Consider the following 16,247-nt stretch of genomic DNA (forward strand, 5'->3'; position numbering starts at 1 on the left):
CCGACACGATCGACAACCCAGGCGTAGAAATCGGCGCGGAACCTGGCGTCTACTACTTGGGCCGCTGACCGGCCGTCACTTCGTCGGGGTACTCGGGGTAGAACGGCACGTAGCCGTCCGCCCGGCCTGCCAGCACGTACACCGGGTCCTTGATTTCCGATCCATAGCCCTGCTTGCGCAGGTCCACCTTCTGGCTCTTGAACGTCGAGGTGTGGGCCAGCTCGGTGACGACGCGAACGAACAACGGCACGGCGTAGGCCGGCAGGTGTCCGTAGAACGCGTCGGCGATCGCCTTCCCGTCGAACTCGTGGTCGGCCTTGAGCTGAATGGCGGCCATGCCGGCGCGGCCGCCCGCACCGGGCACCTCGACACCGAACACCGTGCACTCGTCGACTACCGGGTCCCCGGCGAGCGCGGCCTCCACCTCCGTGGTGGCCACGTTCTCGCCCTTCCACCGGAAGGTGTCACCGAGCCGGTCGGCGAATGCGGCGTGGCCCAGCCCCTGAGAACGCATCAGGTCGCCGGTGTTGAACCAGACGTCGCCGTCCTTGAACGCGTTGCGCACCAGCTTCTTCTCACTGGCCGACGGATCGGTGTACCCGTCGAACGGCTGCAGCGCGCTGATCTTGGACAGCACCAGCCCCGGCTCGCCGCGTTTGACCCTGCGCAGCCGGCCGTCGGCGGCGCGGGCCGGTTCGCCGCTGGCGGCGTCGTATTCGACGAATGCGACGGGGCTCGGGCAGATGCCGGTGGACTTGGAGACGTTGAAGACGTTGACAAAGGCGGTGTTGCCCTCGCTGGAGGCGTAGAACTCGCAGACCCGCGGGATGCCGAACCGCTGGGTGAACTCATCCCAGATGGCCGGCCGCAGCCCGTTGCCGACGATGACGCGGACCTTGTGCGCCCGGTCGGTCGGCTTGGGCGGCTGGTTGAGCAGGTAACCGCAGATCTCGCCGATGTAGGCGAACGCGGTCGCGCCGTAGTCGATGACCTCGTCCCAGAACCGGGATGCCGAGAACGACTTGCCCAGGGCCAGTGCCGCCCCCGAGTTCAGCGCCGATCCGATCGAGACGGTCAGGGCGTTGTTGTGATAGAGCGGCAGGCAGCAGTACAGGGTGTCATCGCTGTGCAGGCGCAGTCCCAGGCCGCCGAACCCGGCCAGGGCCCGCAGCCAGCGGTAGTGGCTCATGACGCTTGCCTTAGGCATGCCGGTGGTGCCCGAGGTGAAGATGTAGAAGGCCTTGTCCTTGGCCAGTACGGCCGCCGCGCTGGCCGGGTTGGTGGTCGGCGCGGTGGCCGCGAGCCGACGCAGCTCCTCGACCGTGATCAGGCCGTTGGGCTCGGCCCCGCATTCGCTGATGTGCTCGATCAGGTCGGACTCGGCGACCACTGCCGTGGCATTGAGCAGCCCGATGCTGTGGGCCAGGACCTTGCCGCGCTGGTTGTAGTTCAGCATGCCGGTGACGGCGCCGCATTTGACGATCGCCAGCATCAGCAGCACCGCGTCGGGCGAGTTGCGCAGCATCACCCCGACCACGTCACCGTGGCCGACGCCCTTGGCCGCCAGCACCGCCGCGTAGCGGTTGACCGTCTCGTTGGCCTCGCGGTAGGTGATGCGCTCGTCGCCGAACTTGAGGAAAACCCGGTCGGCGTACTGGGCAGCCCGCTCCTGGAACACCTTGCCGATCGAGGTCTTGGCCGTCGGCCGGGCCATCATTCCGGTGAGGACGCCCCGCGCGATGACCGGCGCGTCCATCAGCAGACCGGGTACCTGGCTGGCGAGGTCGAGTAGGCCGACGCTGCTCCTGGTGCCCGATTTCTGGTCGGTCATGCGGTCTCCCCCTGCGCGTTGTGTGGGTCTCGAGATGGCTCTCGTGTGGGCAACACCATAGCCGCGCGGGTAACCGGGCGTTACCGCCGGTTCTACATAAGCGGCGCGCACACGTCGAGCGCTGCGGCGACCTCGTCGACAACGATCAGCCGGTCGAGGGCCTGGCTGCTCACATAGCCGGAGTCGACGAGCCCACGCAACCAGTTCAACAATCCGTCGTAGTGGCCGAACGGGTCCAGCAGTACGACGGGCTTCTCGTGCATCCCCAGATAGCCCGCCGTCCAGGCCTCGAAGAACTCCTCCAACGTGCCGATGCCGCCGGGCAGGGCGATGAACGCGTCGGAGCGGTCCTCCATCTCCTTCTTGCGTTCCCGCATGGTGTCGGTCACCACGAGTTCTTCGGCGTCCACGTCGGCGAGTTCACGATGCACCAGCGCCTTGGGGATCACGCCGACCGTGCGGCCGTTCGCCGAGCGCGCCGCACGGGCGACCGCACCCATGGCCGAGACGTTGCCGCCGCCGGAGATCAACGTCCATCCGCGCTTGGCGATCGCCACCCCGACCTCACTGGCCAATGCCAGCAGCTCGGGATGGGTAGGCCCCGAAGCGCAATAGACACACACCGCAAACTCGCGGTCAGTTTCACCGGACACCTACACAAACTAGAGGGTGCTGGTGAACCGCCGATGACGGGTGGGCAATGTCCGCCGGTGATGGACTCAGCCCCGGCTCGCAGGGAGACTGAACGGAACGCGGAGGGACGATCCTGGTGACTGACGATGTCGATCAACCGACACGGTTGAGCCGCGAGTTCATCTTGGACACCGCGATCGGGCTGATCGATCGCGACGGTCTGACGAAATTGACCATGCGACGGCTGGGTACGGCCTGCGGTGTCGAGGCGATGGCGCTCTACCGCTATGTGCACAGCCGGGGTGACCTGCTGACCGGCATCGTGAACCACATCGTGGACCGCCTCTACGCCGATCAGCTCGCCGCCCGCCGCCAGGAGGATGGTTGGCAGGACTTCCTGCTCCGGCTCGGCCATGGCGTGCGCCAGATCGCGATCGAACACCCCGAGGTGTTCCCACTTGTGGCAACTGAGGCGCCGGAAGCCCCGTGGGTGCGGCCGCCGCTGCGCAGCCTGCGCTGGATGGAGACGTTCCTGGAGACACTGATCTCCTACGGGTTCAGCGATGACGCCGCCGTGGCCGCGTACCGGACGTACACCACATTCCTGGTGGGCCAGTTGCTGCTCGAGGTGTCCGCCCGCGGTGTCGCACTCAGTCCCGACGAGACGGTGCTCGACACCGAGCCACGGCCCGATACGTCGCTGGCCGATTACCCGAACCTGCGTCGGCTGCAATCGATGCTGGCCGAGGACCACAGCACCGACGAGTTCGAGGACGCGTTGGAGGCCCTGCTCGACCGCATCGAAACGTGGTCAGGCTCCTGACCAGGGACCTGAACAGGGGCGTTTACAACGTAAACTTCGGCGGTTATGCTCGGTTTCACCGTGGAATCGACCCAGCAGAATCACGAGCTGCACTGGACGGCTCGCACCACACCCGAAGGCCTCATCGTTCAGGTCTCCGGACAGGTCGATGCCCACAACGAATCCGCCTGGCAACGCATGCTCAGCGAGTCGGCAGCTGCCGCGCCCGAATCCTCGATGCTCATCGTCGACGCCGGATTCCTGGACTTCATGAGCTGTGGGGCACTCGTCGCCCTGGCCAAGCAGACCGTCGACAGCCGTCAGCAAGGGATCACGGTCCGGCTGGTCATCCGTCAGCAGAGCATCAGGCGGATCATCACCGAATGCGGCCTGGACGACGCGGTGTCGGCGCACCCGGACCTCGATTCGGCGTTGAACGGCCACCGCCCGCCATAGGATCCGGTGGATGGCTGTCGACTGGGTGATCGCACCGCGTGACCGCGTGCTCGACGGTCTGGAGGCCGGCCTGCACGAGCGCCGCGGCGCGGCTCTTCTCGGCCCGGCCGGTGTGGGCAAGACGTCCGTCGCCCGCACCGCGGCCGAACATCTCGCCAGCGATTTCCGCCGGGTCGTGTGGATCGCCGGCACCGAATCGGCTGCGGCGGTCCCGTTCGCCGCGGTGGCGCACCTGATCGATATCCCCTCGGCGGGCAAGACCGCCGAAGTGCTGCGAGCCGCGCGCGAGGCGCTCGGGTCCGACCTGTTGCTGGTCGTCGACGACGCGCACCTGCTGGACCGGTTGTCGGCAGCCCTGGTGTACCAACTCACGGTGAGCGGCGCGGCCAAACTCATCGTCACCGCGTCCGCGGCACAGGCACCCGATGACGTCGCGGCGTTGTGGGGTGACGGCTTGGTGAGTCGTGTCGACATCTCCCCGCCGGGCCACGATGACGCCCGGCTGGCCGATCAGGTGGCCACGTTTCTCGCCGATCTGCCCAACGGTGCGGGAGCCGTATTGCGTCAACTGGCGGTGCACGATCCGCTGCCACTTGCCGATCTGACAGCCCTGACCAGCACCGAGGCGGTGCAGGAGGCGCAACAGTGCGGCGTCGTGTGCGTCGACGAGGCGGTGGCGCGTTGTGTGCATCCGCTGTTTCTCAACGCGATACGCGCCACGATCGGCGGGCCCGGCCTGCGGCGGCTGCGCAGCACGCTGGTCGAGCAGCTGTCTGCGGCGCCCCGCCCCGGTGTGGTGGACCGGCTGCGGGTGGCGGTGCTGGCGCTCGACAGCGACTCCCCACTGCCCGCGGCCGAACTCGTGGACGCTGCCGGCGAGGCGCTTCGACTGGGCGACCTGGAATTGAGTGAGCGACTGGCGCGGGCCGCGACGGCGTCGGGTGGTGAATTCCAGGGGCTGCTCACCCTGGCGTACGCGTTGGCCTGGCAGGGCCGCGGCCGTGAGGCCGATGCCGTCCTGGCGCAGATCGACCCCGCCGACCTGACCGAGGACCAGTTGATGGCGTGGGCACTGCCGCAGGCGGCCAATCAGTTCTGGATGCTGTCGGAGCCCGAACGCGCCACCGCGTTCCTGCGCGCCACCCGCCGCCGGGTATCGACACCGACGGCCCAGATCACGCTCGACGCGCTGGCGGCCACTTTCGCGATGAATGCCGGTGCGCCACAACGGGCTTTGGGACTGGCACTGGAAGTACTCGCCTCCCCCGCCGCCGATGACACCGCGGTCGGTTGGGCCGGGTCGACGGCAGCACTGAGTTGCGCGCGGATCGGCCAGTTCGATCAGGTGGACGCGATGGCACACCGTGCACTCGCGGCAGGGCATCCGGGCCTGTTGCGGTTCACCAGCGGCTTCGGCCAGACCACGGCGCTGATGATGACCGGCCGGCTGGACCAGGCGCAGGAAATGGCCAAGAGCATCACCGATTTCACCCAGCTGCTGCAGCCCGGCCGCGCCATCGGCGAGGTGTTGATGGCCGACGTGCTGCTGGTCCGCGGCAGTTTCGACGAGGCGATTGCGTTGTTGCGCAAGGCAACCGCCGCACTGGCACCGACCGGGTATTCCTGGGGACCATTGGCCTGGATGTTGTTGGCGCAGGCCGTCGGTCAGCGTGGCATGCCGGTCGAGGCTGGAAAAGCACTGTCCCGTGCGGAGTCCCGGCACGGGCTCAAGTCGATGCTGTTCGCACCTGAGTTGGCACTGGCCCGAGCCTGGACTTGCTCTGCCCGCAAGGATTCGGTGGGCGCGGTGACCGCGGCGCGCGAGGCCGCCAAGGCCGCCGAGCGCGGCGGCCAATCCGCGGTGATGCTGCGGGCCTTGCACGACGGCGTGCGGCTGGGCGACACCCGGGCCGTCGACGCGCTGACAAGGGTGGATCTGGACTGCGTGTTCGGGCAGCTGACGTTGGATCATGCCCGCGCGTTGGCGGCCGGGGATGGTGCGGCTCTGGCCGAGGTTTCGGCTCGGTACCGCGACGTTGGGATGCTCGCCGCTGCGGACGATGCGGCGCGCCAAGCCTCGGCGTGAGGTCTACCGGACCGTGACTGCCAAAAGCCGAGTGAACTTCCCGCTCGGCACCCACCCGCGCCGAACGTAGGATGCGCAGTTGGACCGCACGATCTCCAGGGGGCTCGATGAACCAGTTCGTCGCCGACACGGCCGCCATCACAGGCCTGCAAGGGACCGTCGGCAGCGTCAGTGAAGACATGAACAACTTCAAGAATGCGTTCTCCGGCCCGTCGGACCTCGCGTCCAGCCACGGCCAGATCGGCTTTCCGTTCCAGAATTCGCACGGCGGTGCCCAGTCGTCCCGTGATGGCGCCTTAGCTGCCACCCAGTTTGCCGCGAGCAGGATGGCCGAATTGCTCGGCCAGGCCTCACAGGCATATGCCCGTGGCGATATGGAATCCGCCAGCCGGCTCAAGGCCCAGGCCGATCAGCTCGAGGGCGCAGGCTCCGCGGCGTCCGGCGCCGGCGGCGGCGCCGATCCCGCGGGCGCAGGAGCGGGCGGTGCGGGCCAGGTGCTGGGCCAGTTCGGCCAGATGGCTTCGCAGATGGCGCAGTCGATCACCCAGCCGCTGCAGGGACTGACCCAGGCGATGACCCAGGCGCCACAGCAAGTCATGCAGGGTGTGCAGGGCATTGTCGAAGCCGCTACCCAGGCAGCGGGAGGCGGCGGGGACGCTGCTGCCACGGCCGCGGACACCGGTGGCGCGGGAGCCGAGAACGCCATCAAAGCCGCCGACCACCAGGGGCCCGGCGATGGTGCTGGGGGCGGCCCAGCGGATCAGCCCGACGCCAAGCACGACGCCAAGCACGACGGCAGGGACGACGCCGAGCCCCGCAAGCATGACGGTGATCGCGCTCCTGTGGGCGAGGCCGGGGCCGCCGCTGATCGCAGCTACGAGCAACTCGGCAATCGCGCCTCAGCCGGTGCCGCAGCTGAGGACGGCTACGGCGTCGGCACTGTGCCGACCCAGATCCACAACATCAACCCGCGGCGCCAGTAGCACTCAACTCTCCGCCGTCCAGCCGCAGCCACCGGTCGATACCGATGGCCTCCAGGAACCGTTCGTCGTGACTGACCACCGCGAACGCGCCCCGGTAGGCGTTCAGCGCCGATTCGAGCTGTCCCACGCTGACCAGATCGAGATTGTTCGTCGGCTCGTCCAGCAACAGCAACTGGGGCGCGGGTTCGGCATAGAGCACGCACGCCAGCGTCGCCCGTAACCGCTCCCCGCCCGACAACGCTGCCACCGGCAGGTGGATCCGGTCGCCGCGAAACAGGAACTGCGCCAACAGATGCATGCGCCGGGTGTGTGACAAGCTCGGCGCAGCGGTAGCCAGGCTCTCGGCCACCGTACGCTCGTCGTCCAACAGGTCCAGGCGCTGCGACAGGGAGGCGATGCGCCCGTCAACCCGTTGCACCGTTCCTGAGTCGGGTTCCAGGGTGCCGTCGATGATGCGTAAGAGTGTCGACTTGCCGGCTCCGTTGGGACCGGTCAGGGCGATACGTTCCGGCCCGCGGATGGAGAGGTCGATCCCGTTGTCGGCGAACAGTTTCCGGCCGCCGCGGCTGATCTGCAAGCCGTCTCCGGCGAACACCGTGCGCCCGGCAGGCACCACGGTGTCGGGCAGATCCAACGCAATCACCTTGTCGTCACGCAACGCTCGTTCAGCTTCGTCGAGCCGGCTCCGGGCATCGTCGACTCTCCGAGCGTGTACGTCGTCGGCGCGGGCCGCCGATTCCTGGGCATCGCGTTTCAGCTTGCCCGCCACGATCTTCGGCAGCCCGGCGTCCTTGAGGTTGCGCGCCGCGGTCGACGAGCGTCGGGCGGCCCGCTCGCGGGCCTCCTGCATCTGGCGCTTCTCCCGCTTGAGCTGTTGTTCGGCGTTACGGATATTGCCCTCGGCCACCTGTTGAGCAGCGCGGCCGGCCTCCTCGTAGGCGGTGAAATTGCCTCCGTAGAAGACGATTTCACCGCGGTACAGCTCGGCGATCTGATCCATCCGGTCCAGCAGCACCCGGTCATGGCTGACCACCAGCAGGCAACCGGTGTAGCTGTCCAGCGCGTCGTACAGGCGGTGCCGGGCCTCGCTGTCCAGGTTGTTGGTGGGCTCGTCGAGCAGCAGCACACTGGGCCGCTTCAGCAGTTGGGCAGCCAGCCCCAAAGACACCACTTCCCCGCCGGACAAGGTTCCCAACCGGCGGTCCAACGCCAGGTCATCCAGGCCGAGCCGGTCCAACTGGGCACGGGAGCGTTCCTCGATGTCCCAGTCCTCGCCGATGGCGGTGAACACCTCCTCGCTGGCGTCACCATCGGCCAGCGCTGCCAGTGCGTCGAGCACCGGAGCGATCCCCAATACCGCGGCCACGGTGAGATCGGCTGTGAACGGCAGGCTTTGGGGCAGGTAGCCGACGGCGCCATCGGCGACCACTGAGCCCGCGGAGGGCCGGTACTCGCCGGCAATCAGTTTGAGCAGCGTGCTCTTTCCGGCGCCGTTGGGTGCGACCAGGCCGGTGCGGCCGGGCCCGATGGAAAACGACAGGTCCGAGAACAGCTCGACGTCATCGGGCCAGGAGAACGACAAATGGGAACAGACGATAGACATGCTGGTACTCCAAAGTGATGCGGGCAACAGGCACCGCATTGAGGGGCAGGAACGAATCGACTCTCGGGATCACCCGGAGATGTCGTCTCCCAGCATGTTTTCGGCCCACCTTGGTTGACAGCAGATGCGAGACCCATACTACGCATGCATGCAACCGATTTACGGTTCAGAACGTCTCGCGCAATCGATCCAGTTGTCGCCGTTCACGTTTCGTGGGTCGGCCGGCGCCTCGATCGCGGACCGGAACGGACGCCACCATCTCCTTGGGCGGCGGTGGCGGGCTGCGGTCGATCAGGCATTCCGATGCGATGGCGGGACCGACTCTCTTGGCGATGGGCCGGATGACCTCCACGATTCGTTCACGTCCGTCGAGCCGGACCCGCACCTCGTCACCGGGGCTCACGTGCTGCGCCGGTTTGGCCGGCACGTTGTTGACCCGGACGTGTCCGCCCCGGCAGGCGGCCGCCGCCGCGGACCGGGTCTTGGTGAGGCGCACAGCCCAGATCCAGCTGTCGACGCGGACGGTGCTCATGTCAGGTAGCGCCGCAGCATGTCGGTGACCGCGGTGATCTGGGCGATCTCGACCCGTTCGTCGACCTTGTGGGCGAGGTTGGGGTCGCCCGGACCGTAGTTGACGGCGGGTATCCCCAGCGCGGCGAACCGGGACACATCCGTCCAGCCGTACTTGGCACGGACCTGTCCCCCGGCTGCGGCCACCAGCGCGGCGGCGGCCGGTTTGGCCAGCCCCGGCAGGGCGCCCGCGGCGGCGTCGGTCAATTCGATGTCAAGGTCGAGGCCGTCGAACACCTCGTGCACGTGGGCGAGGGCCTGCTCGACGCTGCGGTCGGGGGCGAACCGGAAGTTGACGGTCACCGATGCCGCGTCGGGGATGACATTGCCGGCGATGCCGCCGTCGATACGTACTGCCGACAGCCCTTCCCGGTAGACGCACCCGTCGATGTCGACATTGCGGGGCTGATAGGCCGTGAGCCGGTCAAGTACCGCACCGAGTTTGTGAATGGCGTTGTCGCCCAGCCAGGAACGTGCGGAATGCGCGCGGGTGCCGGTGGCGCCGACGACGACGCGGATGGTGCCCTGGCAGCCCGCCTCGATGAAGCCGCCGGACGGTTCACCGAGGATCGCGACGTCGGCCTGTAGCCAGTCCGGCAGCTCTCGTTCGATGCGGCCCAGCCCGTTGGCGCTGGACTCGATCTCCTCGCAGTCGTACATCACCAGGGTGATGTCGTGGCTCGGCTCGGCAATGGTGGCTGCCAGGTGCAGGAACACCGCGTCACCCGACTTCATGTCCGAGGTGCCGCAGCCCCACATCTCGCCGTTCTTGATGTGGCTGGGCAGGTTGTCGGCAGCGGGCACGGTGTCGATGTGTCCGGCCAGCATCACCCGCGACGAGCGGCCCAGGTGGGTGCGGGCCAGCACCGCGTCACCATTGCGGATCACCTCGAACCACGGCGCCTGCGCACGTAGCGCGGCCTCGATCTCGTCGGCAATGCGCTGCTCATGACGTGACTCGCTGGGGATGTCCACCAAGGCAGCGGTCAGCGCGATCGGATCAGCAGTCAAATCCAGGCCCACGATGCTCAACGGTAGTCCAGTAACCTTGGCCAACGTGACTGCAGCATCTGGCGTCGGCCTGGCCACCATCACCGCCGACGGGACCGTCCTGGACACCTGGTTTCCCGCCCCCGAGCTGAGCGCCTCTGGCGATGCCGGCACGGTGAAGCTCAGCGGCGATGACATCCCCGCTGAGTTCGCGGGCCTGACCGGCCCCGATGCCGACCGCGGTGTCGAGGTGGTGGCGGTGCGGACCACGATCGCCGACCTCGCGGACAAGCCCGCCGATGCGCATGACGCCTACCTGCGGCTGCACCTGCTCTCCCACCGGCTGACCAAGCCGCACGAGGCCAACATGGACGGCATCTTCGGAGCGCTGGCCAACGTGGTGTGGACGAACTTCGGGCCGTGCGCGGTCGAGGGCTTCGAGACGGTGCGCGCCAAGCTGCGCCGCCGCGGTGCCGTCGCGGTCTACGGCGTCGACAAGTTCCCGCGGATGGTCGACTACGTGTTGCCGTCGGGCGTGCGGATCGCCGACGCCGACCGCGTCCGCCTGGGTGCGCACCTGGCCGCGGGCACGACTGTCATGCACGAAGGTTTCGTGAACTTCAACGCCGGCACACTGGGCACCTCGATGGTGGAGGGCCGGATCTCGGCCGGTGTCGTGGTGGACGACGGCTCCGACATCGGTGGCGGCGCGTCGATCATGGGCACCCTGTCCGGTGGCGGCAAAGAGGTGATCTCGGTGGGCAAGCGCTGCCTGCTGGGCGCCAACGCCGGCCTGGGCATCTCGCTCGGCGATGACTGCGTGATCGAGGCCGGGCTGTATGTCACCGGCGGCACCAAGGTGACCACCGCTGACGGGCAGACCACCAAGGCCGTCGAGCTCTCCGGGGCCAACAACCTGCTGTTCCGCCGCAATTCGCTCTCGGGTGCGGTCGAGGTGGTCAAGCGTGACGGCACCGGCATCACGCTCAACGAGGCGTTGCACGCCAACTAGCGCCGGAGCAGGGACCGCCAGCGTACCGTGAATTGACGATCGCGTCAGCGGTCGATGAAACCGGTCCCTGGGAGCGCACAATGGCACCCTCAACCAGCTACAAACTTCTACAGATCGCGCTGGCCCTGTTCGGCACCGTGATGCTTCTGCTCTATCCGCTGGCGGTGGTCTGGCCGTCCGGATGGGCTTGGCATCCCGGTGCCCCCTATCAGTCCAACTACTTCATGATGATCGTCGGGGTCTACGCCACCCTCGGTGTTTTCCTCTGGATCGCGGCGCGGCGCCCCGAGGCGAACCTCAGCCTGATCTGGTTCACCGTGTGCTCAAGCTTTGTCCACGCCGTCATCATGGCGGTGCAATCGTTCGGCGACGGTCACCACATGGGACATCTGTGGGGTGATGTCGCTGCGCTGATTCTGGTGGCCGCGGTGTTGTCGGTCCTCGTGGTGTCGTCGGACCTCAAGCAGCGCGCGAGTGTGCCCTAGGTGCAAGGAATCCCGTGCGGGCCACCCACCCAGTGACCTGGCGGGGATTGCCACGGGCACCACTTCTTGACCTGTCCGGGCGGGCCCCAGTTGACCCCAGGATTCCAGTCAACCCAACCAGGCCCCGGAATCCACGGAATATCGGGACCCCAACCAGGGTCAGCCTGTGCCGAACCGGCGCCCAACCCGAGGGAGCCGAGGCCGAGCGCACCCGCGATCATCGCCGTTCCCGCGACTTTTTTGAAACTCATACGTGCCTCCAAACCGAGGCAGGGCGTGACGTGCGATCTACGCCCCGTCACTTCCCAAGCTACCCCTGCTCGGCAGCAAGCACGCAGAACTCGTTGCCCTCTGGGTCGGCCAGCACCACCCACGTTTCGTCACCCTGGCCGACGTCGACGTGGCGGGCGCCGAGGCCGATCAACCGGTCCACCTCGGCCTGTTGATCGTCGGGGGTGAAGTCCGGATGCAGACGGTTCTTGACCACCTTGTCCTCCGGCACGGCAGTGAACAGCCAGATCGGGCCGGCGCCCGGCGGCGGGGTGAGCAGCACGTCGCCGTCGGCATCGGTGTGTGCGGGCCAGCCCAGCGCTTCCGACCACCAGGCGCCCAACGCTTCGGGATCGTGTGCGTCGATGCAGATCTCGGAGAACCTCAACCCCATTGCGCCAGTTCCTTTTTCATCACCTTGCCCATGGCGTTGCGGGGCAGGCTGTCCACGAGTCGCACTTCGCGAGGACGTTTGTGCACTGAAAGTTCTTGGGCGACATACTCGATCAGCGTATCGGGTGCGGCATTGCCGACAACGAACGCAACGATGCGCTGCCCCAGATCGTCGTCGGGCACCCCGACCACGGCCACCTCGTCGACGCCGTCATGACCCAACAGCACGGTCTCGATCTCACCGGCGCCGATGCGGTACCCGCCCGATTTGATCAGGTCCACCGACTCCCGCCCGACGATGCGGTGCATCCCGTCGGCATCGATGACCGCGACGTCGCCGGTGCGGTACCAGCCGTCGGAATCGAAGGCGTCGGCGGTGGCCTCGGACCGGTTGAGGTAGCCGCCGAACACCATGGGGCCCTTGATCTGCAGCCGTCCGATCGTCTCGCCGTCGTGAGGCACCGGCGCGCCGTCGTCGTCGACGAGCCGGGTCTGCACTCCGGCCAGCGGCAGCCCGACCCAGCCGGGCCTGCGCTCACCGTCGACCCGAGTGCTGAGGGTGATCAGCGATTCCGTGCTGCCGTAGCGCTCCACCGGCGCGTGCCCGGTCAGTCGCACCAGCTCGTCGAACACCGGCACCGGCAGCGGCGCGCTGCCGGAGACCAGCAGCCGTGCGGTGGACAGCGCCAGCGCCGAGTCGAGGTCCTTGACCACCCGCGACCACACCGTCGGCACCCCGAAGTAGAGCGTGCCCTGCGCCTGCGCGTACGCGGCCGGTGTCGGTTTCCCGGTGTGTACGAAGCGGTTTCCGATCCGCAGCGAGCCGAGCAGACCCAGCACCAGGCCGTGCACGTGGAACAGCGGCAGCCCGTGCACCAGGGTGTCGGCAGCGGTCCACTGCCATGCCGCGGCCAGCGCGTCGATGTCGTCGGCGATGGCCTGGCGGCTGATCGGCACGCCCTTGGGCGCTCCGGTCGTCCCGGAGGTGTACATGATGATCGCGGTCGAATTCGGTGCCGGCTCGGGATAGCGGTGCCAGGACCGGGCGTGCAGCCGCACCGGGATGTGCGGCAGTCCCTCGGTCTCCTCTGGCCGCTCCCCCAGCCAGGCCTGGGCGCCGGAGTCGGCGAGGATGTGTCGACGCTCTGCCGCGCCGACGTCGGCAGGTACCGGGACCACCGGCACACCGGCGATCAGGCATCCGATGACGGCGAGGACGGTCGTCGGGGTCGGTGTCGCCAGGACGGCGACGCGTTGCGCGACAGCCACGCGCTCGGCCACCGAGGTGGCGGCGCCGACGAGATCACTGCGGCTCAACACAGCACCGTCGATGGATACAGCGTCGGCGAGCTCGGCGCCGGCGGCGACGGCTGCGGGGTTCAGGGAGGCCAGCAACACTCTTGTGAGGCTACCGGCGTGCCGTCCGTCGATCCCACGCACTCGACAGGATGCGGAGTTGGCGCGAGGCTGGTGCTCATGGGCACAGCTACGCGCGATCGCGATGACTCCGGCCGGCCCCGCAGCACCCGCCCGCGCGACGCACTTGGCCGGCCATTGCCGTACGGCAGTGAAGGCGTCGCCCGGATCCCCGATGACCTGGAGCTCTCACCGGCTGAAACTCTCGCGTACGCCCAGGATCTGCTCGACCGTGGTCAGGCGTTCGGTGCTCACGAGGTACTCGAAGCGGCGTGGAAGAACGGCCCGGATCACGAGCGTGCGCTCTGGCAGGGATTGGCACAGCTGGCCGTGGGCATCACCCATGTGCAGCGCGGCAATCGGACCGGTGCCTCGGCCCTGTTGAGACGCGCGTCGGCACGGCTTTCTCTGGTCGACCAACCGTCGCCCCATGACATCGATGTGGCGAATCTGGCCGAGTTCGCCGCCACGCTCGCCGACGAGATCGACGAGGGCGACGTCGAAGCACAGCGGCTGCACATCCGCCTGCGCGTGGACGGGTAACGGAGACGATGGGAACGATCCGGCAGGCTGCGACGCGCGAGGTGTACCAGAACAACTGGTTGACACTGCGCGAGGACGACGTCGTCCGGCCCGACGGCAGCACCGGCGTCTACGCCGTTGTGGACAAGCCGACCTATGCCCTGGTGATCCCGTACGACCCCGCTCACGATCGGTTTCACCTCGTCGAGCAGTTCCGGTACCCGCTGGGGCTGCGGCGCTGGGAGTTCCCGCAGGGCACCGCACCCGAACAGCAACATCTGGATCCGACTGCGCTGGCCCACCGCGAACTTCGTGAGGAGACCGGGCTGCGCGCCGAGAGCATGGAACGTCTGGGCCAGCTCGACGTGGCTGCCGGGATGAGTAGCCAGCGGGGGTGGGTGTTCCTGGCGACCGGGCTCACCGAGGGTGAGCACGAACGCGAGCCCGAGGAACAGGACATGCACAGCGCGTGGTTCTCCCGCGGGGAGCTGGACCGGATGATCCGGGACGGTGAGATCACCGATGCCCAGAGCCTGGCGGCCCTGACCTTACTGGCGCTACACCAGCGCTATGCCTGAAATTTCACTCATAATCGTTGACAACGGCCCACCAGAGCGAGACCATGGGCTCAATGCCTGGAAAATTGAGCATAAGGCCGCTCCGGCCCGAATAGCAGTGGCCAACCCACCTTGTGCATGAAAATCCGAGCATAAGGAGGACGGATGCCCGAGCCACGCCGCACCAAGCCGGCCCCCAGGTCGACGACGCCCGAGATCGCCGAACTGGGGGCAGCCTTCGCTGCCAGGCGAATCCAGCTGGGGCTCACCCAGCAGGTCCTGGCCGACCTCGCCGGCGTCTCGCGCTACAGCATTCAAGCCCTCGAACACGGCACGGGCTCAATCAAATTGGCCTCGGTCATCGAGATCGCCGACATTCTCGGCCTCAGGGTTCAGGTCACCGCCACATGACCGACTTCGAGGCGCTGCGCGAAATCGAGCAGGCCGACGTGTATCTCGGCGATCACGCAGTCGCGAGGCTGGCCCGTGACCGCGGCGACGAGATTGTCTTCAATTACACCGGTGCGGCGCCGGAGCCGGGGTCGTCAGACCGCGCCCGGTCGGTGTCGTGGTCGCTGCCCCGCGACGGGGACTACCCGCTCGTGACGCACGGCGGTGCGGTTCCGACGTTCTTCGCCGGGCTCCTGCCCGAAGGGGTTCGGCTGGGGATCGTGACCGCGTCGACGAAGACGTCGGCCGATGATCACTTCACCTTGCTTCTCGCGATCGGCGCCGACACCGTCGGCAATGTCCGCGTCCTGCCGTCCGGCACCGCCGCGCCCAGTTTGACCCCGATGTTCGACCCGAAGCACAGCAACGACTTTCGCGCGGTCTTCGCCGACCTCACCGGATCCCTCGCGGCGGACCCCGTCGGGCTGTCCGGAGTCCAGCCCAAGGTCAGCGCCGCGATGTGGTCGACTCCCGCGCGTACCACCTCAGGGCCGGCAATCCTGAAACTCAACCCGCCCAGTGGGTTTCCGCGCCTGGTGGAGAATGAGCACTTCTTCATGCAGATGGCGGCTGACTGTGGACTTCGAACCGCTCGGACACATCTCCTGCATGACGCACAGGGACGCAGCGCGCTGCTGGTGGAGCGCTTCGACCGTCAAGGCGATCTACGCATCGCGCAGGAGGACGCCTGCCAGGTCGCCGGCGTCTATCCGGCCTCGAAGTACCGCATCCACACCGAAACCGCGATCGGCGCCCTCGGTGACGCGTGCGCTCGCGGCGGCGGATCGGGGGCAGCCGCCACCCTCGAGTTGTTGCGAATCGTGATGTTCTCCTGGTTGATCGGCAACGGTGACCTGCACGGGAAGAACCTGTCGATCTACTGCCCCGATGGCTTCTGGCGGCCAACACCGGCATACGACCTGCTGACCACGCAGCCCTACACCGGTTGGCGGGATCCGATGGCCATGAGCCTGTATGGCCGTGCCAACCGTCTTGATCGGAATTGGTTCCTCGATGCTGCCGAACGGCTCGGGCTGCGCAGCCGGGCGGTGGCCCGGATGACCGACGACCTCGTTGACGCGGCCCAACAGTGGCCTCATCGCTGCAGCGAAATCGGGTTCACGACACGGCAAACCGAACTCCTTGCCGACCTGCTCTCGGCACGGATCGACACGCTGAAATAGCGGC

The 16,247-nt window shown here is 67.6% G+C and carries 17 protein-coding genes; 10 read left to right on the forward strand and 7 right to left on the reverse strand.

Going from position 1 to position 16,247, the window contains the following annotated elements; all coding sequences use genetic code 11:
• Nucleotides 1-52: 52 nt before the first annotated feature.
• Nucleotides 53-1,831: a long-chain-acyl-CoA synthetase FadD6 gene (gene fadD6 / locus ACZYZ7_RS26680; RefSeq protein ID WP_450069875.1), complete on the reverse strand. Its 1,779-nt coding sequence runs from the start codon at nucleotides 1,829-1,831 to the stop codon at nucleotides 53-55.
• Nucleotides 1,832-1,923: 92 nt separating this feature from the next.
• Complete coding sequence (locus tag ACZYZ7_RS26685) at nucleotides 1,924-2,484, reverse strand: LOG family protein (RefSeq protein WP_135457299.1); 561 nt, start codon at nucleotides 2,482-2,484, stop codon at nucleotides 1,924-1,926.
• Between the two features lie 116 nt (nucleotides 2,485-2,600).
• On the opposite strand from ACZYZ7_RS26685, the gene ACZYZ7_RS26690 reads away from it, so the two are divergent.
• The 4 genes from ACZYZ7_RS26690 to ACZYZ7_RS26705 all read left to right on the forward strand — a co-directional run bounded on the left by ACZYZ7_RS26690 (nucleotide 2,601) and on the right by ACZYZ7_RS26705 (nucleotide 6,791).
• Nucleotides 2,601-3,287, forward strand: coding sequence for a TetR/AcrR family transcriptional regulator (locus ACZYZ7_RS26690; protein ID WP_450069876.1), 687 nt, complete (start codon nucleotides 2,601-2,603; stop codon nucleotides 3,285-3,287).
• A gap of 45 nt (nucleotides 3,288-3,332) precedes the next feature.
• Nucleotides 3,333-3,722, forward strand: coding sequence for an anti-sigma factor antagonist (locus tag ACZYZ7_RS26695; protein ID WP_450069877.1), 390 nt, complete (start codon nucleotides 3,333-3,335; stop codon nucleotides 3,720-3,722).
• 10 nt (nucleotides 3,723-3,732) lie between these two features.
• Nucleotides 3,733-5,808, forward strand: coding sequence for an ATP-binding protein (locus tag ACZYZ7_RS26700; protein WP_450069878.1), 2,076 nt, complete (start codon nucleotides 3,733-3,735; stop codon nucleotides 5,806-5,808).
• Nucleotides 5,809-5,915: 107 nt separating this feature from the next.
• Nucleotides 5,916-6,791 (forward strand): type VII secretion target, encoded by an 876-nt coding sequence (locus tag ACZYZ7_RS26705; protein WP_450069879.1) that lies wholly within the window; start codon nucleotides 5,916-5,918, stop codon nucleotides 6,789-6,791.
• Here the strand turns inward: ACZYZ7_RS26705 and ACZYZ7_RS26710 are convergent.
• The 3 genes from ACZYZ7_RS26710 to dapE all read right to left on the reverse strand — a co-directional run bounded on the left by ACZYZ7_RS26710 (nucleotide 6,772) and on the right by dapE (nucleotide 9,987).
• Nucleotides 6,772-8,394 carry an ABC-F family ATP-binding cassette domain-containing protein gene (locus ACZYZ7_RS26710; RefSeq protein ID WP_450069880.1) on the reverse strand — a complete coding sequence of 541 codons (1,623 nt, stop codon included), beginning with the start codon at nucleotides 8,392-8,394 and terminating at the stop codon, nucleotides 6,772-6,774. The two genes, ACZYZ7_RS26705 and ACZYZ7_RS26710, sit on opposite strands and share 20 nt — an antisense overlap.
• A gap of 166 nt (nucleotides 8,395-8,560) precedes the next feature.
• Nucleotides 8,561-8,926, reverse strand: coding sequence for an RNA-binding S4 domain-containing protein (locus tag ACZYZ7_RS26715; protein WP_450069881.1), 366 nt, complete (start codon nucleotides 8,924-8,926; stop codon nucleotides 8,561-8,563).
• The gene (gene dapE / locus ACZYZ7_RS26720) at nucleotides 8,923-9,987 is read right to left on the reverse strand and encodes a succinyl-diaminopimelate desuccinylase (protein WP_450069882.1); all 1,065 of its coding nucleotides are present in this window, start codon (nucleotides 9,985-9,987) and stop codon (nucleotides 8,923-8,925) included. Before dapE ends, ACZYZ7_RS26715 begins: the two co-directional genes overlap by 4 nt.
• A 34-nt stretch (nucleotides 9,988-10,021) precedes the next feature.
• Between dapE and dapD the strand changes: the two genes are divergently transcribed.
• Entirely contained in the window at nucleotides 10,022-10,966 is a 945-nt protein-coding gene (gene dapD, locus ACZYZ7_RS26725) for a 2,3,4,5-tetrahydropyridine-2,6-dicarboxylate N-succinyltransferase (protein ID WP_450069883.1), read from the forward strand.
• Nucleotides 10,967-11,046: 80 nt separating this feature from the next.
• Nucleotides 11,047-11,451 carry a DUF6632 domain-containing protein gene (locus ACZYZ7_RS26730; RefSeq protein WP_450069884.1) on the forward strand — a complete coding sequence of 135 codons (405 nt, stop codon included), beginning with the start codon at nucleotides 11,047-11,049 and terminating at the stop codon, nucleotides 11,449-11,451.
• 310 nt (nucleotides 11,452-11,761) lie between these two features.
• On the opposite strand, the gene ACZYZ7_RS26735 is transcribed toward ACZYZ7_RS26730, so the two are convergent.
• Nucleotides 11,762-12,115: a VOC family protein gene (locus ACZYZ7_RS26735; RefSeq protein ID WP_450069885.1), complete on the reverse strand. Its 354-nt coding sequence runs from the start codon at nucleotides 12,113-12,115 to the stop codon at nucleotides 11,762-11,764.
• Entirely contained in the window at nucleotides 12,106-13,512 is a 1,407-nt protein-coding gene (locus tag ACZYZ7_RS26740) for an acyl-CoA synthetase (protein ID WP_450069886.1), read from the reverse strand. Before ACZYZ7_RS26740 ends, ACZYZ7_RS26735 begins: the two co-directional genes overlap by 10 nt.
• A 78-nt stretch (nucleotides 13,513-13,590) precedes the next feature.
• On the opposite strand from ACZYZ7_RS26740, the gene ACZYZ7_RS26745 reads away from it, so the two are divergent.
• From ACZYZ7_RS26745 to ACZYZ7_RS26760, 4 genes are all read left to right on the forward strand, one after another.
• Complete coding sequence (locus tag ACZYZ7_RS26745) at nucleotides 13,591-14,073, forward strand: DUF309 domain-containing protein (protein ID WP_450069887.1); 483 nt, start codon at nucleotides 13,591-13,593, stop codon at nucleotides 14,071-14,073.
• 8 nt (nucleotides 14,074-14,081) lie between these two features.
• Nucleotides 14,082-14,630, forward strand: a complete 549-nt coding sequence (locus tag ACZYZ7_RS26750) for an NUDIX domain-containing protein (protein ID WP_450069888.1) — start codon at nucleotides 14,082-14,084, stop codon at nucleotides 14,628-14,630.
• Nucleotides 14,631-14,774: 144 nt separating this feature from the next.
• The gene (locus ACZYZ7_RS26755) at nucleotides 14,775-15,020 is read left to right on the forward strand and encodes a helix-turn-helix domain-containing protein (protein ID WP_450069889.1); all 246 of its coding nucleotides are present in this window, start codon (nucleotides 14,775-14,777) and stop codon (nucleotides 15,018-15,020) included.
• Nucleotides 15,017-16,243 carry a type II toxin-antitoxin system HipA family toxin gene (locus ACZYZ7_RS26760; RefSeq protein ID WP_450069890.1) on the forward strand — a complete coding sequence of 409 codons (1,227 nt, stop codon included), beginning with the start codon at nucleotides 15,017-15,019 and terminating at the stop codon, nucleotides 16,241-16,243. Before ACZYZ7_RS26755 ends, ACZYZ7_RS26760 begins: the two co-directional genes overlap by 4 nt.
• The last annotated feature ends 4 nt before the right edge of the window (nucleotides 16,244-16,247 follow it).

The sequence above is a fragment of the Mycobacterium sp. IDUB_17 genome, from assembly GCF_055419465.1.